Raw genomic sequence first — 23941 nt, forward strand, 5'->3', positions numbered from 1 at the left:
GTTCATGCCACCTGCGAGATAGATCACGAAAATCACGGCCCGGGACCATGAGTCCCGGGCCGTGGTGTCTACTGGGTCGTATGCCCGAGCACCTCTCCCGATGGCCCGAAGGCCACCCGCTCCCCGCCCTCCCGCAGCAGCGGCAGACCGGTCACCGGTCGGAGTCCGTGGAGCTGACCGGCGAGGAGAGAGCCGCCTTCGCCGAGCTGGTGCGCCACCTCGGCGACCGGCACTGAGGCCTCTCAGGGAAGTGCTGAGGCCCTCTCAGGAGAGCTGCGCCGCCCGTCGCTCCATCGCCTCGCGCGCCGCGTCCTCGCTGGCGTACACCTCGCACATGTGCCGTCCGTCCGGCGTCGCCGTGTGCTCGACCTCCCAGAGGGAGATCTCCTCACCGTCGCGCAGCAGGAACGCGTGCTCGTAGAGCGAGAAGCCCAGTCCGGCCCGGCCGGCGCGGCACGGCCGGCCGAAGGCCTGGGTGATCTGGTGTCCGGACGCCGTGGCCAGCCGGGCCGCCATGTCCTCGCCCGGACGGTCCGCGTTCTCCGCCCGGCGCAGTAATCTGCGCGCGTGGTCCGCCGAGTTCTCCCCGGCGTACGCGTGCCGGGGCGAGGGGACCGGGGACAGCTGCACCGTCACCGGCAGTTCGAAGTCCGGGGTGTCCGGCGGCAACGGCAGCCGTGCGGTGGCGGCGCGCAGCTCCTCCTCGTCCACGTACACCTCGTGCTGCGGCTCGCTGTCCGGCGCGGTGTTGTGGACGAGCTCCCACAGGGTGAGCGCCGAACCGTCGGCCAGCAGCCAGGTGTGCCGGTACGTCTCCCGGTGCAGGCCCGCGCTGTGGTGCGCCGAGTGCAGCGAACCGTCGTGCGCCAGCGCGCAGTCCAGACGCCTGATCGTCTCGTCCGGTAGCTCGAAGGAATTCAGGGCGCGGCCGAGGAGTCGCGCGAGGTGCTCCTCCGGAGACTCGGGCAAGTCGTGGGGTTCGTACGCTGCCGTCTCGTACGGAACGCTCAAGGTTTCTCCCGGCGTTGCTGCATGTCACCTTGTGAGTGCATACCGTAGCCCCTCGGTCGGACATCATGTCCGGGAACCGAGAAAACGTACGTCCGGGAAAACGCGCGGGCCGCGCGAAAAGTTCCCGCGCGGCCCGGTCGATCCGTCAAAAACCCCAGTTGGGGCGCTCTTTCGGGTGGTCACCCAGCCCGTCAGGAAGCGCTGTCCGCGACCCACTGGCTCCACGGCATGTTCCAGCCGTTGAGTCCGTTGTCCGGCGCCACCGTCTTGTCGGGGGAGTTCTTCACGACCACCACGTCCCCGATCAGGGAGTTGTCGTAGAACCACTTGGCGGGCGTGCTGCCCCCCGCTCCCTGGACGTCGGCGAGACCGACGCAGCCGTGGCTGGTGCCCGTGCGGCCGAAGGGCGGGTTGCCCTTGTTGTACCAGTAGTTGCCGTGGATGAACGTGCCCGACGTCGTCAGGCGCATCGCGTGCGGCACGTCCGGGATGTCGTACTCACCGCCCAGCCCCACCGTCCGGCTGTTCATCCTCGTCTGCACGAACTTCTCGGAGATCACCATCTGCCCGTTGTACGTGGTGTGCTCCGGGCTGCCCGCCGAGATCGGGACCGTCTTGATCGTCTTGCCGTCCCGGACGACCGTCATGGTCTGGGTGTTGACGTCGACCGTGGAGACCTGGGAACGGCCCACCGTGAAGGTGACCGTCTTCTTCTGCACGCCGAAGACGCCCTTCGCGCCCTCGACCCCGTCCAGGTCGATGTTCATCGTGACCTTGGAGCCGGCCTTCCAGTACTCCTCCGGCCGGAAGTCCAGCCGCTGCCCGTTGAACCAGTGCCCGACGACCTTCTGCCCGCTGCTGGAGTTCACCGTGATGTGCGACTGCACGTCCTTGCGCGCGGTGATGGGCTTGTCGAAGGTGAACGACACCGGCATGCCCACACCGACCGTGGTGCCGTTGTCCGGCGTGTACGTGCCGATGAAGCTGTTCGACGTCGTCACCGTCGTGAAGATCGAGTTGGCCGCGGCCGTCCGGCCGTCCGCGTCCTTGGCGGTCGCCGATATCTGGTACTTCGTGCCGCGCTCCAGCTGCTCCTTCGGCTTCCAGACCCTGCCGTCGGACGACAACGAGCCCGCGACGGTCTGACCGGTGCCCGCGACCGTCATCTTCACGTCGGTCAGCTTCCCATCGCTGACCTTCACGCCCGTCGAGTTGATGGACGCCGCGGTCGAACCGTCCTTCGCCGAGATGGCGATCTTCGCGACGGACGTGTTGGTGCCGCCGTCGCCGCCCTTGGCGTCGTTCTCGGCTTTGGCGCTGCCACCGCAGGCGGTGAGCGTCAGGGCGCCGACCATCAGGGCGGCACAGGCCCCCAGAGTGCGCCGCGCTGAAATGTTCGGCGTTGTCACGGGCTGCTCCCAGTTCATGTGATGGTGCGTTGATCCGTTCCGGTACGTGGGACAAGAGGGGCCGGGGGACCGGTGGGGTTCCGTCCGTTCCCCATGAAGGCCGTCACGTGACAGAACCGCGACAAATTCCGGGACGGCTGTGCCTCCGCTGTGCGCCGCGGACCTGCTCAGCGGCCCGCGTACAGCTCCCCGTATGACGGCCACGCCTCGCCCGGCCCGTCGACCGGCTCCGCGGCCCGCACGGCCCGCACGATCGCGCGCGTCACCATGTCGGCGCCCGCCGCGAGGATCTCGTTGAGCGCGAGCGGGTTCGCGGTGTCCAGGGCGCGGCCCCCGGTCGCCAGCGCGAACACCGTGTCCCCGTCGTTGAGCAGATGCACCGGACGCACCGCCCGGGCGATGCCGTCGTGCGCCGTGCCGGCCAGCTTCTGCGCCTGCGCCTTCGTCAGCTCCGCGTCCGTGGCCACCACCGCGAGCGTGGTGTTGAGCGGCGGCGGTGTGCTCCTCGCGGCCGTCTCGGCGAGACGGCGCAGCGCGGCCGCGTGAAGTGCCGCCTCCGGATACTCCACCCGCCCCTCGAACAACTCCCCGTACAGCACCCCCGTTTCCGGATCCACCGTCGATCCCGCCGCGTTGGCCACCACCAACGCGGCCACCGTGATCCCCGATCCGAGCACCGTGCTCGCGCTGCCCACGCCGCCCTTCACCACCCCCGTCACCGCTCCCGTGCCCGCACCCACACACCCCTGCGGCACGGGTGCGCCGAACTCGCTCGCCGCGGCGGCCTCGACCGCGGCCCGGCCGGTCGCCGCGTCCGGCCGGGCCCGGAAGTCACCGCCCCGCCCCAGGTCGAAGACGCAGGCGGCGGGCACCACCGGCACGACGTGCGCCGGGTCCGCCCCGACCCGGATCCCGCGCCCGCGTTCCTCCAGCCAGGCCATCACCCCCGACGCCGCGTCGAGCCCGTACGCGCTGCCGCCGGTCAGCACGACCGCCTCCACCGTCCGCACCACGTTGCGCGGGTCCAGCGCGTCCGTCTCCTTGGTGCCGGGGCCGCCGCCCCGCACGTCCACGGCAGCCACGACCCCGCCCTCCGGGGCGAGCACGACCGTGGTGCCGGTGAGCCACCCGTCGCCGATACGTGTCGCGTGCCCCACCCGCAGGCCGGCGACATCCGTCAGTGCGTCAACTGTCATGGGCGACAGTGTCGTCCAGCCGCCCTCCCCTGGGGGCGCGGTGAGTCGGCCGGTGCGGTGCCGGTCCGTCGACGCCGGTCCGGAGCGGTCTACGGGTGACCTGACCCGGTCGGTGTCGTTCAGCCGCCGACCTCGACGGGCGCAGTGGACCGGTTGGTGCCCTGCCGGTACGTCGCCGCCGGTCCGCGGTGAGCGGCCCACGGGTGAGCTCACCCGGGTCGGGGTCACCGGTTCACGTGGCCGGGCGGTCGGGCGGCGGGCACGGGTGGCCTCACCCGGTCGGGGTCGCCGGCCCGCCCGGCCCGGTGGCCAGGCGGGCGGTGAGCGTCTCCCCGGCCGCCACCGACAGCGCGCACACCGCGCCCGCGGCGAACACCGCCCAGTGGCCCAGGAACGTACAGCAGATCACCAGCAGCGCGGTCGTCGGCAGCACCAATTGCTGGGTGACGCCCCGCTTGAAGTGGCGCGAGTGCAGGGCCCACACCGTGAGCAGGTACAGGGCCGTCGGCAGGGTCACGGCCGCCGACGCCGCCAGCGTGGAGATGTGCGCCTTGCCGACCGTCTGCTCCACGGCCACCTCCAGCCCGGCCCCGATCGCCGCCGCCGAGGCGAACACCACGTAGTGGCCGTAGCCCCACAGGAATGCCTGCCGGTTGGACCGCAGATGGCCGTGGATGGGCACCACGAAGTAGATCCACCACGCCGCGAAGATGATCAGCAGCCCGCCCGCCGCGACGGGCAGGAGCTCGCCCAGCGCGTCGTGCTCGTCGATGCCGGACTTCATCGCGACCGTGGCGGCCGCGATCGTCTCGCCCAGCACGATGATGGTGAACAGCCCGTAGCGCTCCGCGATGTGGCGGGGATGCCAGGACGTGCTGTGTCCCCTCTCCGCGAAGGGCGGCACGCACATCTCCAGCAGCGCCATGACCAGGAACCACCAGGGCCGCGCCCCCTCCGGCAGGAACACCAGCCCGAGCCAGCCGGCCTGGCACGTCAGCACGCCGCCGGCGTAGCGCAGGGCCGTCGTCCGCTCCGCCCCCTCGCCGGCGCGGGCCGCCCGCAGCCACTGGGCGGCCAGGGCCACGCGCATGATGAGGTAGCCCAGCCAGACGACGAGGTAGTCGTGGTCCTCGAACGCCCGGGACACCCCCGCGGCGAGGACCAGCACACCCGCGATCTGCACCAGTGTGACGACCCGGTATAGGACGTCGTCGTTGTCGTACGCCGAGGCGAACCAGGTGACGTTCATCCACGCCCACCACAGCGCGAAGAACACCATCGCGTAGTCGAGGATGCCCCGGCCCGCGTGCCCCTCGGCGACGGAGTGCACCAGCTCGACACCCGCCTGGGCGACGGCCACGACGAAGCACAGGTCGAAGAAGAGCTCCAGCGGCGAGGCCGTCCGGTGCGGCTCGTCGCGGCCACGGGCCCGAAGCCTGCGCAGCGGCCCGCTGTCGCCGGGTGCGCCGGGAGCGTCGGAGGGGACGGGCGGGGGAGCGGGGCTGGACGTCATGCGTCCCAGCACAGCAGAGGGCACCGGGATTTTCTCCGCGACCGTACCCTGGTTGCATGAGTACCGTCCCCGGCCCCGAGCCGCGCGAGCCGAAGCCCGCGCTGGTCTTCGACGACCCGTTCGACCAGCAGTCCTCCGACGACACCGACCGGGGCTGGGGCGAGCGCACCGACTCCGGCGGCAGTGCGGCGGACCTCAAGCGCTTCCTGGACGAGAAGCCGCCCCACCACCTCTGAACCGCCCGGGCGGCCGCTACCGCCGGTCGTGTCCGGAGCCGCGCTGCGCGATCAGGGCGTCGCGGATCTCCTTCAGCACCTCCAGCTCGGTCACCTCCATGACCTCCTGCGTGCCCTCCTTCGCCTTCCGGCGGGCTTCCTGGCGGGCCAGGTACTTCGACATGGGCAGGACCATCAGGAAGTAGACGACCGCGGCGGTGATCACGAAGCTCAGGGTGGCGCCGAGCACGGAACCCCACAGGATCTGGATGCCCTCCTCGCCCTTGCAGCTCGCACTCAGACACGAGCTGTAGTGGTCGAGGTTCTTGGTCCCGATGGCTCCGACGACCGGGTTGATGATCCCCTTCACCAGGGCGTTGACGATGTTGGTGAAGGCGGCACCGATCACCACCGCCACCGCCAGGTCGACGACGTTCCCGCGCATCAGGAAGGCCTTGAAGCCTTGCCAGACGCTCGGTTCCTTCTTCTCGCTCACCTCTGGGCCTCTCCTCGCACAAGCAGCTTGTGGAACAAAACGCTCCGCAACCTACGGCAAGGGAAGGCCGGGCCGGATACCTGGGTCCCTCCGACGAAGGACGTGAGGGGACAGGGCCCTTGAGCTCGGGGTGCCTCATCACCGCCCGCGTCCGAAGAGCGTCCGTCGCCACACCGTCCGTCAGCAGAACGTCCGCGGCCACAGGGTCCGTCACCACAAGGTCCCTCACCACAAAGTCACCGCCAACCGAGCCGTGGCACTCGCGCCGGCCAGCCGCGCGGCGGTCGCCCGCGGCACGGACAGCACGATCAGTGCCCCGCCGTCGCCCGCGCCCTCCACCGGCTCCGGCACCTTCGTGACCCTGGCACCGCGCGCGATCACCCGGGCGTCACCGCCCGACACCGTCTCCTCGGCGGCGATCACGTCGACCCGGTCACCGGGCCGCAGCAACCGCACGGTGGCCGCGTCGGAGATCCGGACCGGAGCCGTCACCGCCGCCGCGGCTTGACCCCGGGGCACGGGCTGCTCGCCGGCCGTCGGGGCCGTGTGCGCGGGAGGCCGCGCCGGGGGATGACCACGGGCCCCCTCGGCAGCGCGCGGGCCCGCCGCCACGAGTGCCGTAGCGGTGACCGCGAGTCCGGCGGCCAGAGCCCGGCGCCGGTGCCGGGCGAGCCGGCCGGAGCGGTGACCGCCGCGGACCCGGACCGGATCGAACCGGGGCACCTCACGGGGCCCGGGCACCTCGGCCCCGGGCGGGCCCGGGGTGACGGACCAGGAGGGAGACGAGGGCACGACCGAGGACCGGGCGAGAGACACGGAGACCACCACCTGCGACGAGGGACCGGCTTGCGCTCCCCACGATGAGGCCTCACGCCACCGCCCGCTCCGGCCTGTGGACCCACAGCCGGCCTGGGGACAACTCCCTCACCCGAACGACGACTTCCGGTTCCCCCCGGCCACGCGAGCCCCTCCGGCCCTCCGGCGCCGCCGACACCACCACGCTGCCGACACCACCACGCTGCCGACACCGACACCGACACCACCACGCTGCCGACACCGACACCACCACGCTGCCGACACCGACACCACCACGCTGCCGACACCACCACGCTGCCGACACCACCACGCTGCCGACACCACCACGCTGTCGACACCGACACCGACACCGACACCGCCGCTGCCGACACCTCCGCCCCCGCCTACGGCAACACGAACCCCGGATCCATCCCGCCCAGCGCACTCACGCACAAGCAGTCCCGCTCACCCTCGGCAGGCAGCCCCGCCACCGCGTCGAACAGCACCCCCCGCAGCCGGTCCACATTCGCCGCGAACACCCGCAGCACCTCGTCGTGCGACACGCCCTCCCCGGTCTCCGCGCCCGCGTCGAGGTCGGTGACCAGGGTCAGGGACGTGTAGCAGAGCTCCAGCTCACGGGCGAGTGCCGCCTCCGGGTGGCCGGTCATGCCGACCACCGACCAGCCCTGCGCCTGGTGCCACAGCGACTCCGCGCGGGTCGAGAAGCGCGGCCCTTCGACGACGACCAGCGTGCCGCCGTCCACCGGCTCCCAGTCCCGGCCGCGCGCCGCCTTCAGCGCGACCGCCCGCCCGGCGGGGCAGTAGGGATCGGCCAGCGACACGTGCACGACGTTCGGCACCGAACCGTCGGGCAGCGGCAGCCCGTCGAAGTACGTGTTGGCCCGGGACTTCGTGCGGTCGACCAGCTGGTCCGGGACCAGCAGCGTGCCCGGTCCGTACTCGGGGCGCAGGCCGCCCACGGCGCACGGGGCGAGGACCTGGCGCACACCGACCGAGCGCAGCGCCCACAGGTTGGCCCGGTAGTTGATCCGGTGCGGCGGCAGGTGGTGACCCCGGCCGTGCCGCGGCAGGAAGGCGACCCGCCGGCCGGCGACCTCGCCGAGGAAAAGGGAGTCGCTCGGCGGTCCGTACGGGGTGTCGACCCGGACCTCGGTCACGTCGTCGAGGAAGGAGTAGAACCCCGAACCGCCGATGACACCGATCCCGGCGCTCCCCTTGCCCGCAGAGCCCGCAGAGCCCGCAGATCCCACACGGCTCACAGAGCCCACAGGGTCCGGCTCCGCAGAGCCCGTCACGTTCGCCTTGTTCGCCATGCCCGCACCCTAACCGCCCGCACAAACACCGAGGACCCCGTCGCCCCGAGGGTGACAGGGTCCCGTAAGAATCAGGCCTTACGCGGCGGTGGTGCTGCTGGAGGAGCTGCTCGTGCTCGACGAGGAGCTCGAGCCGGAGTCCGAGGACGACGAGCCCGAGGACGAGGTGCTCGACGACTTCGACGCAGCCGGGGAGCTGCTCGACGAGGAGCCGCGGCTGTCGTTCCGGTAGAAGCCGGAGCCCTTGAAGACGATGCCGACCGCCGAGAAGACCTTCTTCAGGCGGCCCTTGCACTGGGGGCACTCGGTGAGGGCGTCGTCGGTGAACTTCTGCACCGCCTCGAGGCCTTCGCCGCACTCGGTGCACTGGTACTGGTAGGTCGGCACTGTCTTCCTCCTGGCACTCTCACTCGATGAGTGCTAACGACGATCCATAGTGACGTATTCCGGCCGCTCAGTCCACTGCCACCGGCACGCGGTGACCCACGCCACGTGCGACCGTGCGGCCGTTGGCCCGTGCCGCCAGGCGGGAACGCAGGGCCAGGAGGGTCACCAGGGCCAGGACCGTGCCGCCCATCGGGACCAGGAAACCGGCGCCCGACCAGAGGCGGTCCTCCAGCTGTCCGGCGACCGTGACGGCCGCGGCCTGGCCGAGCGCGACCGCGCCGGTCAGCCAGGTGAAGGCCTCCGTGCGGGCACCGGCCGGGACCAGGCTCTCGACCAGGGTGTAGCCGGTGATCAGGGCGGGTGCGATGCACATGCCCACCAGCAGGCCGAGGCCCGCGAGGACCGGTACCGAGTGGGCGGCCCACAGGCCCGACGCGGTGAGGGCGAGCGCCGCGTAGCCGACGACCAGGCGGCGCTGCGGTGCCACCTTCCAGGCGATCGCGCCGCAGACCACGCCGGAGAGCATGTTGCCCGCGGCGAAGACACCGTAGAGGACGCCGTTCAGGCCCGGCTCGCCGATCGACTCGGTGAACGCGGCCAGGGAGACCTGCATGCCGCCGAAGACGGTGCCGATGCCCAGGAAGGTCACGATCAGCACGCGCACCCCGGGGACGCGCAGGGCGGAAGCGTGCTCCACGCGCGCGTGGCCGCCGCCGGAGACCGACGGCTGGGTGCTCTTCTGCGCGGCGAACAGCAGACCGCCGATCAGGGTGAGCGATGCCTCCGTGACCAGGCCGGCGGCCGGGTCGACGGCCGTGCACAGGGCGGTGGCCAGCAGCGGTCCGACCACGAAGGTCAGCTCGTCCGTGACGGACTCGAAGGCCGCCGCGGTCGTCATCAGCGGTGAGTCCTTGAGCTTCACGCCCCAGCGGGCCCGCACCATCGGGCCGACCTGCGGCACCGAGGCGCCGGTCGGAACGGCGGCCACGAACACGGCCCACAGGGGCGCGTCCAGCAGCGCGAGCGCCGTGAGAGTCAGTCCGGACGCCGCGTGCAGCAGCACGCCGGGGACCAGTACGGCCCGCTGCCCGTAGCGGTCGGCCAGGCGGCCGCTGTAGGGCGCGAACAGAGCCATGGAGACACCGGTCGCGGCCGCGGCGGCGCCCGCCGCTCCGTACGAGCCGGTGGTGTGCTGCACCAGCAGCACGATGGAGATGGTCAGCATCGCGAACGGCTGGCGTGCCGCGAAACCGGGGAGCAGGAACGTCCAGGCGCCGCGGGTGCGCAGCAGCCGGCCGTATCCCGGGCGGGCGGAAGCCGTCGGGTTCTCCGGCGTCTTCGAGGTGACCGTGGACTCCACGGCCCGTGCCTTTCTGCCGCCTGGTAGCGCGCCCCTGGGTGGGCGGCGCCGAGAGCTGTCCTCTTGCGCGGAACTGCGGTAGATGCCGGGGCCCGGTGAGGAGGGGTGTCCCGACCGCCATACGGTCGCGCCAGCTCTGCGTCAGGCAGAGTTGGTTCGATCTGGGTAACGCCTTCATCATACAGGGATCAAGGTCGTCGGTGCCTGTGAAAGTGAGCACCATGGGCCTGTCCGCCCTGCAATCAAAAACGGCGGAAATGTCCGTTACCGGGTCGCCCGCTACCGGGTCGCCCGCTACCGGGTCGCCCGTTACCGGGCCGTCCCGTCCGTCCCCAGCCAGCCGGCCAGCTTGCCGCCGTGTCCCACGGCCCGCAGCCGGCTCTCGGTCGCGTCCCGGACCGGGTCCGTGGCGACGACGAGGAGCTCGTCCTGCCGCTGCAATATCGTCGTCGGCAGCGGAACGAAGGATTCGCCCCCGCGCACGATGAGTGTCACGGCGGCGCCGTGCGGCAGCCGCAGTTCGGCCACCTCGACGCCGTGCATCTTCGACTCGTCGGGGATCGCCACGGACAGCAGATGCCCGCGCAGCCGCTCCAGCGGGGCCGACTCGATGCCGAGGTCGGCGGCCTCCGAACCGTCCCCCAGGCGCAGCTTGCGGCCGAGCCAGGGCAGCGTCGGGCCCTGGACCAGGGTGTAGACCACGACCAGCACGAAGACGATGTTGAAGATCCGCCGGCTCGCCTCGACGCCCTCCACCATGGGGATGGTCGCCAGGATGATGGGCACGGCTCCGCGCAGTCCCGCCCAGGACATCAGCGTCTGCTCCTGCCAGGGCACCCGGAACGGCGACAGGCAGAGCACGACGCTCAGGGGCCGCGCCACCATGGTCAGCACCAGCCCGATGACCAGCGCGGGCACGATGTCGTCACCCAGCTCGTGCGGGGTGACCAGCAGGCCGAGCAGGACGAACATGCCGATCTGGGCCATCCAGCCGAGGCCGTCGGCGAATCCGCGCGTGGCCGGCCAGTGGGGCAGTCGCGCGTTGCCCATCACCATCGCGGCCAGGTACACCGCGAGGAAGCCGCTGCCGTGGGCCAGGGCGCCCGCCGCGTACGCCACCACGGCGATCGCCATGACGGCGATCGGGTAGAGGCCGGACGCGGGCAGCGCCACGTGCCTGAGGCCCCAGGAGCCGAGCCAGCCCACCGCGAGGCCGATGCCCGCGCCGATCGCCAGCTCCAGCACGATCACGCCCAGCAGGACGTACCAGTGCTCGACCGGACCCGCCGTGGACAGGGACACCACGAGGATGACCACCGGGGCGTCGTTGAAGCCGGACTCCGCCTCCAGCGTGCCCGTCACGCGCGCGGGCAGCGGGATCTTGCGCAGCACGGAGAAGACCGCCGCCGCGTCGGTCGAGGAGACGACCGCCCCGATGATCAGCGCCTGCCGCCACTCCAGGCCGATCAGATAGTGCGCGGCCGACGCCGTGACCCCGACGCTCACCGCGACACCGGCCAGCGCCAGAGCCGTGGCGGCCGGCAGCGCGGGCTTGATCTCCTTCCACTTCGTGCCCAGACCGCCCTCGGCCAGGATCACGACCAGGGCCGCGTATCCGATGACCTGGGTCAGTTCGGCGTTGTCGAAGTGGATGTCGCCCACGCCGTCCTGGCCCATGGCGACGCCGATCCCCAGGTACACGAGCAGGCTGGGGAGCCCGCTGCGCGAGGAGATCCGTACCGCCGCGACGGCGATGAGCAGGACGAGCGAGCAGACGAGCAGGAGCTGGTTGAGGTGGTGAACAGTCAGCGGCCGAATCCTTCCCTGGCCCGCACGCGCTTGTGCGCGGGCTCACGTACATCGCACATGAAGCTGTGGCGCAGCGCGCCAACTACTTCGTTACCTTACCTAACTCTTGACGATTTCTTGACACTTCCGAGGGCAAGATCGAACGTCAGTCCGCGCTGGTTCCCGACTCCGCGTCAAGGGCCGCAAGGCCCTGCGCCTATCGTTGCTCCAGCGCTCAGTTAAAAGCACAGCCGAACCTGCCGCTCGCGTTAGGACAGCAAGGACAGCGATGCCCCCCAACACCACCGCCTCCACGGGTCAGCAGCCCGGCAAGTCCGGCAGGAGAAAGGGGCGCAAAGCCCGCCTTTTCGTGCTCGTCCTGGTGCTGGCCCTCATCGGGGGCGTGGCCTACGGGTCGTACTGGTCCATCAGTACCGTCCGGGCCTCCTTCCCGCAGACCAAGGGCACCCTCACGCTGAAGGGCCTCTCGGGCCCGGTCGAGGTCAAACGCGACGACTACGGCATCCCGCAGATCTACGCCTCCTCCGACGCGGACCTGTTCATGGCGCAGGGCTACGTCCAGGCGCAGGACCGGTTCTACGAGATGGACGTGCGCCGCCACATGGCCTCCGGCCGGCTGTCGGAGATGTTCGGCAAGAGCCAGGTCGACAACGACGAGTTCCTGCGCACCCTCGGCTGGGCCCGGGTCGCCAAGCAGGAGTACGACACCAAGCTGTCGGCCACCACCAAGAAGTACCTCCAGGCGTACGCCGAGGGCGTCAACTCCTACCTCCAGGGCAAGAGCGGCGAGGACCTCTCCCTGGAGTACGCGGCGCTGGGCTTCACCAACGACTACAAGCCGCAGGCGTGGACCCCGGTCGACTCGATCTCCTGGCTGAAGGCGATGGCCTGGGACCTGCGCGGCAACATGCAGGACGAGATCGACCGCGCCCTGCTGACCAGCCGCCTCGGCCCCAAGCAGATCGCCGAGCTGTACCCGCGGTACCCGTACGGCCGGAACAAGGCGATCGTGCAGGAGGGTCAGTACAGCGAGCTGACGAAGGCGTTCGAACAGGGCGGCACGAGCGGCGCGTCCGGCACCTCCGGAACGAGCGGGACCGGCGGCACCTCCACCGGCACCGCGGGCACGGCGTCCGGCGGCTCCGGCACCCCGGGCACCGCCTCCGGCACGTCCGGCACCGCCTCCGGCGCCTCGGGCACCGCGGGCCTGGACAGCCAGCTCGGCGGCCTCACCAACGTCCTGGACGACCTCCCGCCTGCCGTCGGCGTGAACGGCGACGGCATCGGCTCCAACTCCTGGGTCATCGGCGGGAAGTACACCATCACCGGCAAGCCGCTGCTGGCCAACGACCCGCACCTGTCGCCGTCCCTGCCGTCCGTCTGGTACCAGATGGGCCTGCACTGCCGCAGCGTCTCCAGCACCTGCCAGTACGACGTCAGCGGCTACACCTTCGCCGGCATGCCCGGCGTGATAATCGGTCACAACCAGCACATCGCCTGGGGCATGACCAACTCCGGCGTCGACGTCACGGACCTCTACCTGGAGAAGATCACCGGCGAGGGCTACCTGTACGACGGCAAGGTCAAGCCCTTCAAGACGCGCGAGGAGACCATCAAGGTCGCCGGGGGTGAACCCCGGAAGATCGTCGTACGGCAGACCGAGGACGGGATGCCCCTGCTGTCCGACCGCGACGAGGAGCTCGTGAAGGTCGGCAAGAAGGCCACCGTCGACACCGCCGCACCCGACCGGGGCGACGGCTACGGCGTCGCGCTGCGCTGGACCGCCCTGCAGCCCGGCACCACCATGGACGCCGTCTTCGCCATGGACAGGGCGAAGAACTGGACCGACTTCCGCAAGGCGGCCGCGCAGTTCGAGGTGCCCTCGCAGAACCTGATCTACGCCGACGACGAGAACCACATCGGTTACACGCTGCCGGGGAAGATCCCCACGCGGGCGAAGAAGGACGACGGCTCCGTCCCGGCGCCCGGCTGGGACCCCGAGTACCGCTGGACCGGCTACATCCCGCAGGACGCGCTGCCCTACGAGTACGACCCGGAGCGCGGCTACATCGTCACCGCCAACCAGGCCGTGATCGACCAGGACAAGTACCCGTACACGCTCACCGCGGACTGGGGTTACGGCGCGCGCAGCCAGCGGATCACCGACCTGATCCAGTCGAAGATCAAGGACGGCGGCAAGATCTCCACGGACGACATGCGCCAGATGCAGCTGGACAACAGCAGCGAGATCGCCCGGCTGCTGGTGCCCACGCTGCTGAAGATCGACCCGGAGAACAAGGACGTCCGCGAGGCGCAGAAGCTGCTCGAGGGCTGGGACTACACCCAGGACGCCGACTCCGCGGCGGCGGCCTACTTCAACGCGGTCTGGCGCAACGTGCTCAAGCTCGCCTTCGGCAACAAACTGCCCAAGGAGCTGCGCCCCAGGGGCCAGTGCCTGTGGGTCGAGCCGGTCAACACCACCGGCCCCGCCGACGAGGCCGAGAAGGTCCGCGAGTGCGGCCAGCGCGACCCCGACCGGGCGCAGCCCGACGGCGGCGACCGGTGGTTCGAGGTGGTCCGGGGGCTGATGAACCAGCCGGACAGCGACTGGTGGCAGACGCCCAAGGTGGGCACCCGCCCCGCCGCGCACAACCGCGACGAGCTGTTCAAGCGGGCCATGATCGACGCCCGCTGGGAGCTGACCGCCAAGCTCGGCAAGGACATCGACTCCTGGAGCTGGGGCCGGCTGCACCGCCTGTTCCTGAAGAACCAGACCCTCGGCACCGCGGGTCCCGGGTTCGTCCGGTACGCCCTCAACCGCGGCCCCTGGGAGCTCGGTGGCGGCGAGGCCACGGTCAACGCGACCGGCTGGAACGCGGCCGGCGGGTACGGGGTGGTGTGGGTGCCGTCCATGCGGATGGTGGTGAACCTCGGCGACCTCGACAAGTCGAAGTGGATCAACCTCACCGGCGCCTCCGGGCACGCCTACAGCGCCCATTACGTCGACCAGACCGAGAAGTGGGCCGACGGTGAGCTGCTGCCCTGGTCCTTCTCGGACCAGGCGGTCGAGAAGAGCACGACCGACAAGCTGGTGCTCAAACCGTGAGCCACTGACCCCGGCAACGGCAACGGCCCTCCACGCGCGCGTGGAGGGCCGTTCCGCGTCAGGGCTCTGGGCGGAACCGCCGCACCCCCGACGGTGTCACCACCGCGTGCACCGGCCGGTCGTGCGGCTCCTCCGGGACGTGCGCGACGACCTCGGCGTCGTACAGCAGCACCACCAGGGCCGGGTGTGCGCCCGCCCGCTCCAGCCGGGCCAGCACCCGGTCGTAGGAGCCGCCGCCCCGGCCGAGCCGCATCCCGCGCGCGTCGACCGCGAGCCCCGGCAGCAGCACCGCGTCGGCGGTGGTCACCGCGTCCGGCCCGAGACGCCCGCCCGCGGGCTCCCACAGCGTCATCCGGCCACCGTGCCGGATCCGCGCGAGCGAGCCCTCACCCCGGTACTCGCCCCAGTCCAGGTCGTTGTCGGGCAGCAGGGCCGGCAGCAGCACGCGCACGCCCCCGGCGCGGAGCGCGTCCAGGAGCGCGAGCGTCCCCGGTTCACTCCCCACCGAGACGTACGCCGCCACGGTCCCGGCGCGCGCCAACTCGGGCAGCTCCAGCGCCCGGGCGGCCAGCGCGGCCGACGTTTCCCGCAGGTCATCCGCCGTCAACCCGTTCCTCACCGTGAGGATCTCGCGCCGCAAACTCCGCTTGTCAGGCTCGCCCGGACGTGCAACAGGCCTCAATGGTTGCTCCCGTACTATGGCAATACGCTCATATGAGCGCCTATGAACCGGAGCCGCAGATTCCATGCAAAGGCACCGGATAGGGTGGCGCACATGACTCAGCACCCTCGGATCAGCAAGGCTGTCATTCCCGCAGCAGGCCTCGGCACCCGGTTCCTTCCGGCCACCAAAGCCACTCCCAAGGAGATGCTGCCGGTCGTGGACAAGCCCGCGATCCAGTACGTGGTCGAGGAGGCGGTCGCCGCGGGTCTCGACGACGTCCTCATGGTGACGGGCCGTAACAAGCGCCCCCTTGAGGACCACTTCGACCGCAACTACGAGCTGGAGTCGGCGCTGCAGAAGAAGGGCGACGCCGGCCGTCTCGCCAAGGTGCAGGAGTCCAGCGACCTCGCGACCATGCACTACGTCCGCCAGGGCGACCCCAAGGGCCTCGGCCACGCCGTCCTGTGCGCCGCCCCGCACGTCGGCGACGAGCCCTTCGCGGTCCTCCTCGGCGACGACCTCATCGACCCGCGCGATCCGCTGCTCCAGCGCATGGTCGAGGTCCAGGAGCAGCGCGGCGGCAGCGTCATCGCGCTCATGGAGGTCGCGCCCGAGCAGATCCACCTCTACGGCTGCGCCGCGGTGGAGACCACCGAGGACAGCGACGTCGTGCAGGTCAGCGGCCTGGTCGAGAAGCCGGACCCGGCCGACGCGCCCTCCAACTACGCCGTCATCGGCCGCTACGTCCTCGACCCGAACATCTTCGACATACTGCGCCGGACCGAGCCGGGCCGCGGCGGCGAGATCCAGCTCACCGACGCCCTCCAGCAGCTCGCCGAGGACGAGAAGATCGGCGGACCCGTGCACGGCGTCGTCTTCAAGGGCCGCCGCTATGACACCGGCGACCGCGGTGACTACCTGCGTGCCATTGTCCGACTCGCATGCGAACGTGAAGACCTGGGCCCGGACTTCCGGACCTGGCTTCGCAGTTACGTAGCCGAGGAGATGTAGCACGTTGAGCAGCGCCGCGCCCCACGTCACCGGCCAGGACCACGCGCCCGACCACCTCTGGTCGGTGGACGAGCACCTGGAGGACATCCTCGCCACCGTCCGGCCCCTGGAGCCCATCGAGCTGCATCTGCTCGACGCCCAGGGCTGCGTCCTCGTCGAGGACATCACGGTGCCGGTGTCCCTGCCGCCCTTCGACAACAGCTCGATGGACGGCTACGCGGTCCGGGTCGCCGACGTGGCGGGCGCGAGCGAGGAGTTCCCGGCGGCCCTGGAGGTCGTCGGGGACGTCGCCGCGGGCCAGGCCGAACCGCCCCACGTGGGACCCGGCCAGGCCGCCCGCATCATGACCGGCGCCCCGCTGCCGCCCGGCGCCGAGACCGTCGTGCCCGTGGAGTGGACCGACGGCGGGCTCGGCGAGGGCCCGGTGCACGGCATGCGCGCCCGCAGCCTCGCCCCCGAGGGCGCCACCGGCCATGTGCACGTGTACCGCCCGGCCGAGGCCCGCGCGCACGTGCGCGCGAAGGGCAGCGACGTCAAGGCCGGCGACCGCGCCCTGGAGGCCGGCACGATCCTCGGCCCGCCCCAGATCGCCCTGCTCGCCGCGATCGGCCGCGGCACCGTCCGCGTACGCCCGCGCCCGCGCGTGGTGGTGCTCTCCACCGGCAGCGAACTCGTCCAGCCCGACACGGAACTGGGCACCGGTCAGATCTACGACTCCAACAGCTTCGCCCTCACCGCCGCCGCCCGCGACGCCGGAGCCATCGCCTACCGCGTGGGCGCCGTCGCCGACGACGCCGAGACCCTGCGCTCCACCATCGAGGACCAACTGGTCCGCGCCGACCTGATGGTCACCACGGGCGGCGTGAGCGTCGGGGCGTACGACGTGGTCAAGGAGGCCCTCTCCCACGTCGCCGACGAGGACGAGGCCGGCAGCGGCATCGACTTCCGCAGGCTCGCCATGCAGCCCGGCAAGCCCCAGGGCTTCGGTTCCATCGGCCCCGACCACATCCCGCTGCTGGCCCTGCCCGGCAACCCGGTGTCGTCGTACGTGTCCTTCGAACTGTTCGTCCGCCCCGCGATCCGCGCCCTCATGGGCCTGCCGGACCTCCACCGCCCCACGACCCGGGCCACCCTGACCGCCGGCAAGGCGCTGACCTCCCCCAAGGGCCGCCGCCAGTTCCTGCGCGCCAGGTACGCCGACGGCAAGGTCACCCCGGTCGGCGGCGCCGGTTCCCACCTGGTCGCGGCCCTCGCCCACGCGGACGCCCTGATCGCCGTCCCCGAGGACACCGTCTCCGTCGAGCCCGGCACCGAGGTCGAGGTGATCCTGCTCGGCTGAGACCCGCTGGTTGGGGGTACCGTGTCGCGCACAGCAGGCCCGTGCGCCGCACCGCGACGGGCCCGGACCGGGAGCGCCACACAGCATGAGCACGCAGGACCCACCCCCGCACGACGGCGGTACGCCGGATCGGCTGACGCACATCGACGAGGCGGGTGCCGCCCGTATGGTCGACGTGTCGCAGAAGGACGTGACCGCGCGCACCGCCCGCGCCAGCGGACGCGTCCTCGTCTCGCCCCGTGTGATCGAACTGCTGCGCGGCGAGGGCGTCCCCAAGGGCGACGCCCTCGCGACCGCGCGGATCGCCGGGATCATGGGCGCCAAACGCACCCCCGACCTGATCCCGCTCTGCCACCCGTTGTCGGTGTCCGGTGTGAAACTGGACCTGTCGGTCGCGGACGACGCCGTGGAGATCCTGGCCACCGTCAGGACGACGGACCGCACGGGTGTCGAGATGGAGGCCCTCACCGCGGTCTCCGTCGCCGCGCTCACCGTGATCGACATGGTCAAGGCGGTCGACAAGGGAGCGGTCATCACAGACGTACGGGTGGAGGAGAAGACGGGCGGCAAGTCGGGCGACTGGAGCCGGGCATGACCTATCGCGCTCTCGTCGTCACGGCCTCCAACCGGGCCGCCGCCGGCGTCTACGAGGACAAGGGCGGCCCGCTGATCGCGGACGGCCTGAAGCGCTTCGGCTTCGAGGTCGACGGTCCGCAGGTCGTCCCCGACGGCGACCCCGTGGAGGCCGCTCTGCGCGCCGGTGTGGACGCCGGTTACGACGTCATCGTCACCACGGGCGGCACCGGCATCTCGCCCACCGACCGCACCCCCGAGGCGACCCGCCGCGTGATCGACCACGAGGTGCCGGGCATCGCCGAGGCCATCCGGGCGTTCGGCCGGGAGAAGGTGCCGACCGCGGCGCTCTCCCGGGGCCTGGCCGGAGTGGCGGGCGGCACGCTGATCGTGAACCTGCCCGGCTCCAGCGGTGGTGTGAAGGACGGCCTCGCCGTCCTTCAGCCGCTGCTCGTGCACGCCGTCGACCAGCTCCGGGGCGGCGACCACCCCAGACCCGGCAGTGGGGGTGCGAGCTGAACAGCCCAGCCTGGCCGGTGGAGCTGGTGGACGGCGACATCGTCCTTCGGCCCATAAAGCTGCGCGACCAGCGGGCGTGGCGCGAGGTCAACCGGCGCAACCGCGACTGGCTGCGCCCCTGGGAGGCGACGATCCCGCCGCCCACGCCCGGTGGGCCGATGGCGCACCGCCCGACCTTCCGCCAGATGGTCCGCCACCTGAGGTCGGAGGCGAACGCGGGCCGGATGCTGCCTTTCGTCATCGAGTACCAGGGGCGGCTGGTCGGGCAGTTGACGGTCGCCGGGATCACCTGGGGCTCGATGTGCTCGGGGCACGTCGGCTACTGGGTGGACGAGTCGGTGGCCGGCCGCGGGGTGATGCCCACGGCGGTGGCGCTCGTCGTGGACCACTGTTTCCGCGCCGTCGGGCTGCATCGCATCGAGGTCTGCATTCGCCCGGAGAACGGGCCCAGCCGCCGGGTCGTGGAAAAACTCGGATTCCGCGAGGAGGGCCTGCGGCCGCGTTATCTCCACATCGACGGAGCCTGGCGCGACCATCTCGTCTTCGCGCTCACGGCGGAAGAGGTCCCGGACGGGCTGCTGAGGCGCTGGCACCGGGCGCGGTCGCAGAGCAATCCGGGAATGCGGCAGCCCCCCGGAAATTGAATAAGTGTTCGAAATTGATCGGCCGGTGACCGTCTCGGGGCAATGAATTCCCGGCATGAGTGGTCTGCTGATCGCATCGGTCACAAAAAAAGTTCGAAATATCAGCCAGATCGTGCGACACACCGGCTCAATTGGCAGATGGCCTCACGCAAACCCCTCTACGGTGTGAGGCGTGAGCAGCAGCGGCCTCATCTACGCAGTCATTGTCGGGGCCTGGGCCGCCTACTTGGTGCCGATGTGGCTCCGTAGGCAGGACGAGCTGAACGAGGCCCGTCCGACGGAACGCTTCAGCACCGCCATCCGGCTCCTGTCCGGAAAGGCGGCCATGGAGCGCCGGTACGCCAAGGACCTGCGGGCGCGCTCCACCGACGAGGGGGAGCAGGACGCCGACGACCTGGACGCCGTCACCGACTCGGTGGACGTCCGGGCCTTCGCCGTGTCCAAGACCCGTCCGCACACCCAGGTGCCCCTTCCGCCGCCCGGCCCGGAGCAGCCGGCCCGCCCGGCGGAACCCGAGTCCCCGGCCCGTCCGTCGCCCGCCGCGAACGCGGCGCGTTCCGGGCGCCCCCGGGAGCGGGTCCCCGCCGCCCGGCGCGGCGCCTCGGCGCAGGCGGACCAGGCGGCCGCGGCACGAGCCCGGCGCTCGAAGGTGCTCGCGCGCCGCCGGCGCACCACCATCATGCTGTTCCTCGCCTTCACCCTCGGCGCGATCGTCGCCGCGGTCGGCGGACTCGCGTTCCTGTGGGCGCCCGGTGTGCCCGCGGTCATGCTCAGCGTCTACATCGCCTACCTCCGCTCCCAGGAGCGCCGCCGCTTCGTGTACCAGATGGACCGCCGCATGGCCGAGGCCGCTGCCCAGCGCCTGCGGGAGCGGCAGCGCCAGCCCCGTCGGCGCCCCGTGGCCGACGAGGAGATCGACGAACCGGAGGAGGGGCCCGAGCCGGTGACCGACCCCGGTCTGTCGGCCCTCGCGGCGGACCGGCGCGCCCTCGTCGAGCAGACCGACCACGCCGAGTGGGTCGACCAGCAGCGCGAGCGGCAGCGGCGGCCCGGGCAGGGCGGCGACAGCTGGGAGCCGGTGCCGGTGCCCCTGCCGACGTACGTGACGGCCCCGGTCGCCCCGCGGGCCACCAGCGACGTGGACCTCGGCGCCCCCGACACCTGGAGCGCGGCCCGGTCGAGCACGGTCACCCCTCAGGCGGACGACGACCCGGGCGCGCCCGACCACCCTGTCGAGCCGGAGCTCCCCGCCCAGGACTCGGCCGACGGCGACGGCGACAGCCGCAGCGACGCCCTGCCTCCCGCTCGAACGCGCTCGCGCGGCGGGACCCCCAGGGCGGCCTCCGCGCGGCGGGCCCGCGAGCGCGGCCGCACCCCGCTGTTCGACCAGTACGAGGACGGGGAGCGGCCCCGGGCCGCCAACGAGTAGCGCCACGAAGCCGCAGGTGACCGCCGCTGGGGAACGGATTTCCAAGCAGGCCGATCGGGGTGCTAAAGTTTCACTCGTTGCAAGGGCCTGTGGCGCAGTCCGGTAGCGCACCTCGTTCGCATCGAGGGGGCCAGGGGTTCAAATCCCCTCAGGTCCACGCAGCTCAGAGCCCGGTCGGGAAACCGACCGGGCTCTGACGTGTGTTCAGCGCCACGTCCTTGCCCAAGCGTGTGATCTTCCTCCTCGGCTCGCCGCCCTGGGCGGCGCCGCATCCGGCGATCGCCCGGCAGCGCGCGCCGCAGGACCCATGAGGCTTCGCTCAGTCGGTCGGTGAGGGCCTGTCAGCCGGCGGGCCGGAGCAGTTTCGCGAAGCAGCGGCTCGCGTCGTGGAAGCGGTAGTAACCGAACTTGGCGCACGGCTCGTAGCCGCTGGACGTGTACAGGGCGATGGCCTCCGGCTGCTTGGTGCCGGTCTCCAGGACCATGCGGACGCGGCCGGCGGCGCGGGCGTCCTCCTCCAGGGCGGCCAGGATGCGACGCGCCAGGCCCCGGCCGCGCATGCCGTCGATCACGTACATGCGCTTGAGCTCGGCGTCGCCGTCGAGGTTGCCCTCCTCGTTGGCGTCCTGGGCGCGCCAGCCGCCCGAGGCGACGGGGGTGCCGTACTCGTCGTACGCGATCAGGTAGACGCCGTTCGGCGGGTCGAAATCCGCGGCGGCCATGGGCGTGGCGTCGCCTTCGTCGCCGTAGCGGACGGCGTACTCGGCCTGGACCTGGTCGTTCAGCTTCACGGCGTCGGGGTGGTCGAAGGAGACCCGGCGTATGTGCATGGCCGCTACCGTATGCGATCCGGAACTGGACCCCGTCCAGTCTGCCGGTATCGTGCCGGAGTGCTCACTGTGACCTCTGTGAATGTGAACGGGCTGCGTGCCGCCGCGAAGAAGGGCTTCGTGGAGTGGCTCGCGGAGACCGAAGCCGACGTGCTGTGCCTCCAGGAGGTGCGCGCCGAGCCGGAGCAGCTGCCCGGGCACGTCCGGGAGCCCGAGGGGTGGTACGTGGTGCACGCGCCGGCCGCCGCCAAGGGCCGGGCCGGCGTGTCCCTGTACAGCCGCCGCGAGCCCGACCGGGTCCGCGTCGGTTTCGGCTCCACCGAGTTCGACGGCAGCGGCCGGTACGTGGAGGCGGACCTGCCGGGCGTGACCGTCGCCTCGCTGTACCTGCCCTCCGGCGAGGTCGGCACCGAGCGCCAGGAGGAGAAGGAACGCTTCATGGGCGAGTTCCTCGCCTACCTGAAGGAACTGCGGGAGCGTGCCGCCGCCGAGGGCCGCGAGGTGCTGGTCTGCGGCGACTGGAACATCGCCCACGAGCGGGCCGACCTGAAGAACTGGCGCGGCAACCAGAAGAACTCCGGGTTCCTGCCGGAGGAGCGGGAGTGGCTCGGGCGGGTCCTCGCCCCGGGCGACGGCGGCTACGTGGACGTCGTACGCGCCCTGCACCCGGACACCGAGGGGCCGTACTCGTGGTGGTCGTACCGGGGGCGGGCCTTCGAGAACGATTCAGGTTGGAGGATCGACCTCCACGTGGCCACCCCCGGGCTGGCCGAGCGGGCGGTCAAGGGGTTCGTGGAGCGGGCCGCCAGCCATGAAGAACGGTGGTCGGATCATGCTCCCGTGACGGTCGTCTTCGAGATGTGACATAGATGGGGGGGCCGACTCTGGCTCCCCCCACGCGTCGCAGGGCAGATCAAGTACGCGACCCGATCGTGAAGGTCAGACGCGAGGTATCGGGTCCGGCCAGGCGCTCCGGTCCGCCACCCGACCGCCCCTTGACGACTGTGACGCGAACTCCGTCCCTGAGCAACTGCTCCCGAGTCACCTCCCCGTCCGTGGCGAACGCCTCGCGGTAGCGGCTGATGGTGTACTCGTCGAGCCAGTCCGCACGGATGCCGGCGGGAGCAGCGCAGGTCGTGCCCCGGGCGGAAGCACGGCAGACATAGTCACCGTATGCGTACGCCTTTCGTGTGGCGAAGTACATGCGGCCACCGCACCCGGCACAGTGCGCGACCCCGATCAGCAGCGACGTCTCCCGACGCTTGCGGCGGGGGCCGTTCGACCGCGCGTTGAGGGTGTCCTGGAGCGCCTGAAACTCCTCTTCGCTGAGCAACGGAGGACCGATCAGTACCGGTGAGCCGTCAGCGTTACGGACGGTTTTCCCCTTGTGCACACGGTGACCCATCAGCGTCGGGGTGCGAAGGATCTTGCAGAGGCTGCCTGCTGTCCAGCGGAAGCGCTCGAAGTCACGACCGTGTCGCCGCCCACCCGTGGGGCGTCCCTGAAGGTATGCGTGGCGATCACGTGGCACCAGGACGCCCGTGGTCTCGAGTTCGTGAGCGATGGCCACCAGGGACCGCCCCGAGTGGACGCCGTTCACGATCGCGCGGACAACGGTGACGGTCTCAGGGTCAGGTGCGAGACTCCATCCGACGCCGGAGGCGTGCGGTGCCTTCTTGTATCCGAATGGCACCAGACCGCCGCCGTATCGGCCTGCGGCGCGCAGCGCTTCGTGGGTGCTGGTGAGACGAGCAGAAATGACGCGGGCTTCTCGCTCCGCGGCGTAGGCCAGATCCATGCAGCGGCGGACAGTGTCGCCAGCGGCCTGCGAAGTGATCACCAGCGGCTGACGTTCCTCAGGCATTCCGAAGACGAGTCTGATGGAGTTCCGTCGACTCCACTCGATCAACTCGGACATGTGGAGCGCCGATCGTACGGCGCGATCCACATGTGACCACACGATGGCTTCGTACTCGTCCGGGCGCTGGAGCCAGGACGACAGGGAGGGCCTCTCGAAGGGGGACAGATGGCGTGCGGACACCCCGAGGTCCGAGGCTTCGGCGATCAGTGTGAACCCCAATTGTCGGGCGCACAGCTGGATCGAGGCGCGCTGCCTGGCGGGCGAGGTGGTCACTGCCGTCAGACAGCTGAGACGTACGGCTCCCAGAGCTCGCAGGTTTTCGATCGGAGTCGAAGCCGGTCGGGACGGCTGCAGACTACGCTTGGGCACGTCGACGCTCCTGGTAAGTGTCGGCCACACCCCGGGACTGGTCGCACAGTCGCCGGGGCCTTTTCGATCTC

23 protein-coding genes and 1 tRNA gene are annotated in these 23941 nt (G+C 71.1%); 11 read left to right on the forward strand and 13 right to left on the reverse strand.

Annotated elements, in window-relative coordinates; genetic code table 11:
* The first annotated feature begins 80 nt into the window (after window positions 1-80).
* Complete coding sequence (locus AC0665_RS34150) at window positions 81-236, forward strand: hypothetical protein (protein WP_363119311.1); 156 nt, start codon at window positions 81-83, stop codon at window positions 234-236.
* 28 nt (window positions 237-264) lie between these two features.
* Here AC0665_RS34150 and AC0665_RS34155 read toward each other — a convergent pair whose 3' ends face one another.
* From AC0665_RS34155 to AC0665_RS34170, 4 genes are all read right to left on the reverse strand, one after another.
* Window positions 265-1011 (reverse strand): DUF6227 family protein, encoded by a 747-nt coding sequence (locus tag AC0665_RS34155; protein WP_478706509.1) that lies wholly within the window; start codon window positions 1009-1011, stop codon window positions 265-267.
* A 191-nt stretch (window positions 1012-1202) separates the two neighbouring features.
* Window positions 1203-2420, reverse strand: a complete 1218-nt coding sequence (locus AC0665_RS34160; protein ID WP_478706510.1) for a L,D-transpeptidase — start codon at window positions 2418-2420, stop codon at window positions 1203-1205.
* 167 nt (window positions 2421-2587) lie between these two features.
* The gene (locus AC0665_RS34165) at window positions 2588-3616 is read right to left on the reverse strand and encodes a P1 family peptidase (RefSeq protein ID WP_478706511.1); all 1029 of its coding nucleotides are present in this window, start codon (window positions 3614-3616) and stop codon (window positions 2588-2590) included.
* A 271-nt stretch (window positions 3617-3887) separates the two neighbouring features.
* Window positions 3888-5129: a low temperature requirement protein A gene (locus AC0665_RS34170; RefSeq protein ID WP_478706512.1), complete on the reverse strand. Its 1242-nt coding sequence runs from the start codon at window positions 5127-5129 to the stop codon at window positions 3888-3890.
* 56 nt (window positions 5130-5185) lie between these two features.
* On the opposite strand from AC0665_RS34170, the gene AC0665_RS34175 reads away from it, so the two are divergent.
* Entirely contained in the window at window positions 5186-5365 is a 180-nt protein-coding gene (locus tag AC0665_RS34175) for a hypothetical protein (protein WP_102914067.1), read from the forward strand.
* 16 nt (window positions 5366-5381) lie between these two features.
* Here AC0665_RS34175 and mscL read toward each other — a convergent pair whose 3' ends face one another.
* The 6 genes from mscL to AC0665_RS34205 all read right to left on the reverse strand — a co-directional run bounded on the left by mscL (window position 5382) and on the right by AC0665_RS34205 (window position 11534).
* Window positions 5382-5840, reverse strand: a complete 459-nt coding sequence (gene mscL, locus AC0665_RS34180) for a large conductance mechanosensitive channel protein MscL (RefSeq protein WP_468411453.1) — start codon at window positions 5838-5840, stop codon at window positions 5382-5384.
* A 225-nt stretch (window positions 5841-6065) separates the two neighbouring features.
* Complete coding sequence (locus AC0665_RS34185; protein ID WP_478609629.1) at window positions 6066-6656, reverse strand: hypothetical protein; 591 nt, start codon at window positions 6654-6656, stop codon at window positions 6066-6068.
* 383 nt (window positions 6657-7039) lie between these two features.
* Window positions 7040-7969: an S-methyl-5'-thioadenosine phosphorylase gene (locus AC0665_RS34190; protein ID WP_468411449.1), complete on the reverse strand. Its 930-nt coding sequence runs from the start codon at window positions 7967-7969 to the stop codon at window positions 7040-7042.
* 78 nt (window positions 7970-8047) lie between these two features.
* The gene (locus tag AC0665_RS34195; protein ID WP_478706513.1) at window positions 8048-8356 is read right to left on the reverse strand and encodes an FmdB family zinc ribbon protein; all 309 of its coding nucleotides are present in this window, start codon (window positions 8354-8356) and stop codon (window positions 8048-8050) included.
* A 67-nt stretch (window positions 8357-8423) separates the two neighbouring features.
* Entirely contained in the window at window positions 8424-9716 is a 1293-nt protein-coding gene (locus AC0665_RS34200; protein WP_363119321.1) for an MFS transporter, read from the reverse strand.
* Window positions 9717-10025: 309 nt separating this feature from the next.
* Entirely contained in the window at window positions 10026-11534 is a 1509-nt protein-coding gene (locus AC0665_RS34205; RefSeq protein WP_468412123.1) for a potassium/proton antiporter, read from the reverse strand.
* Window positions 11535-11793: 259 nt separating this feature from the next.
* Between AC0665_RS34205 and AC0665_RS34210 the strand changes: the two genes are divergently transcribed.
* Complete coding sequence (locus AC0665_RS34210) at window positions 11794-14631, forward strand: penicillin acylase family protein (RefSeq protein WP_478706514.1); 2838 nt, start codon at window positions 11794-11796, stop codon at window positions 14629-14631.
* Window positions 14632-14689: 58 nt separating this feature from the next.
* On the opposite strand, the gene AC0665_RS34215 is transcribed toward AC0665_RS34210, so the two are convergent.
* A complete protein-coding gene (locus tag AC0665_RS34215) occupies window positions 14690-15238 on the reverse strand; it encodes a 5-formyltetrahydrofolate cyclo-ligase (protein ID WP_468411445.1) in 549 nt (182 codons plus the stop codon).
* Between the two features lie 168 nt (window positions 15239-15406).
* Here AC0665_RS34215 and galU point away from each other — a divergent pair, with 168 nt between their 5' ends.
* The 7 genes from galU to AC0665_RS34250 all read left to right on the forward strand — a co-directional run bounded on the left by galU (window position 15407) and on the right by AC0665_RS34250 (window position 20967).
* Window positions 15407-16306 (forward strand): UTP--glucose-1-phosphate uridylyltransferase GalU, encoded by a 900-nt coding sequence (gene galU / locus AC0665_RS34220; protein WP_468636480.1) that lies wholly within the window; start codon window positions 15407-15409, stop codon window positions 16304-16306.
* Window positions 16307-16310: 4 nt separating this feature from the next.
* Complete coding sequence (gene glp, locus AC0665_RS34225; protein ID WP_468411441.1) at window positions 16311-17645, forward strand: molybdotransferase-like divisome protein Glp; 1335 nt, start codon at window positions 16311-16313, stop codon at window positions 17643-17645.
* Window positions 17646-17730: 85 nt separating this feature from the next.
* On the forward strand, window positions 17731-18240 hold the full coding sequence (gene moaC, locus AC0665_RS34230; RefSeq protein ID WP_468411439.1) for a cyclic pyranopterin monophosphate synthase MoaC: 510 nt from the start codon (window positions 17731-17733) through the stop codon (window positions 18238-18240).
* Window positions 18237-18737, forward strand: coding sequence for a MogA/MoaB family molybdenum cofactor biosynthesis protein (locus tag AC0665_RS34235; RefSeq protein ID WP_478706515.1), 501 nt, complete (start codon window positions 18237-18239; stop codon window positions 18735-18737). Before moaC ends, AC0665_RS34235 begins: the two co-directional genes overlap by 4 nt.
* 23 nt (window positions 18738-18760) lie before the next feature.
* Complete coding sequence (locus AC0665_RS34240) at window positions 18761-19381, forward strand: GNAT family N-acetyltransferase (RefSeq protein WP_363119475.1); 621 nt, start codon at window positions 18761-18763, stop codon at window positions 19379-19381.
* Window positions 19382-19553: 172 nt separating this feature from the next.
* On the forward strand, window positions 19554-20810 hold the full coding sequence (gene sepX, locus AC0665_RS34245) for a divisome protein SepX/GlpR (RefSeq protein WP_478706516.1): 1257 nt from the start codon (window positions 19554-19556) through the stop codon (window positions 20808-20810).
* Between the two features lie 83 nt (window positions 20811-20893).
* Window positions 20894-20967, forward strand: a tRNA-Ala gene (locus tag AC0665_RS34250).
* Window positions 20968-21151: 184 nt separating this feature from the next.
* Here the strand turns inward: AC0665_RS34250 and AC0665_RS34255 are convergent.
* Window positions 21152-21640 carry a GNAT family N-acetyltransferase gene (locus tag AC0665_RS34255; protein ID WP_478509448.1) on the reverse strand — a complete coding sequence of 163 codons (489 nt, stop codon included), beginning with the start codon at window positions 21638-21640 and terminating at the stop codon, window positions 21152-21154.
* Between the two features lie 12 nt (window positions 21641-21652).
* Between AC0665_RS34255 and AC0665_RS34260 the strand changes: the two genes are divergently transcribed.
* The gene (locus tag AC0665_RS34260) at window positions 21653-22504 is read left to right on the forward strand and encodes an exodeoxyribonuclease III (protein WP_478706517.1); all 852 of its coding nucleotides are present in this window, start codon (window positions 21653-21655) and stop codon (window positions 22502-22504) included.
* Between the two features lie 49 nt (window positions 22505-22553).
* On the opposite strand, the gene AC0665_RS34265 is transcribed toward AC0665_RS34260, so the two are convergent.
* Window positions 22554-23774, reverse strand: a complete 1221-nt coding sequence (locus AC0665_RS34265) for a recombinase family protein (protein ID WP_478609646.1) — start codon at window positions 23772-23774, stop codon at window positions 22554-22556.
* Window positions 23775-23941 lie beyond the last annotated feature (167 nt).

The sequence above is a fragment of the Streptomyces sp. NPDC043685 genome (assembly GCF_056436585.1).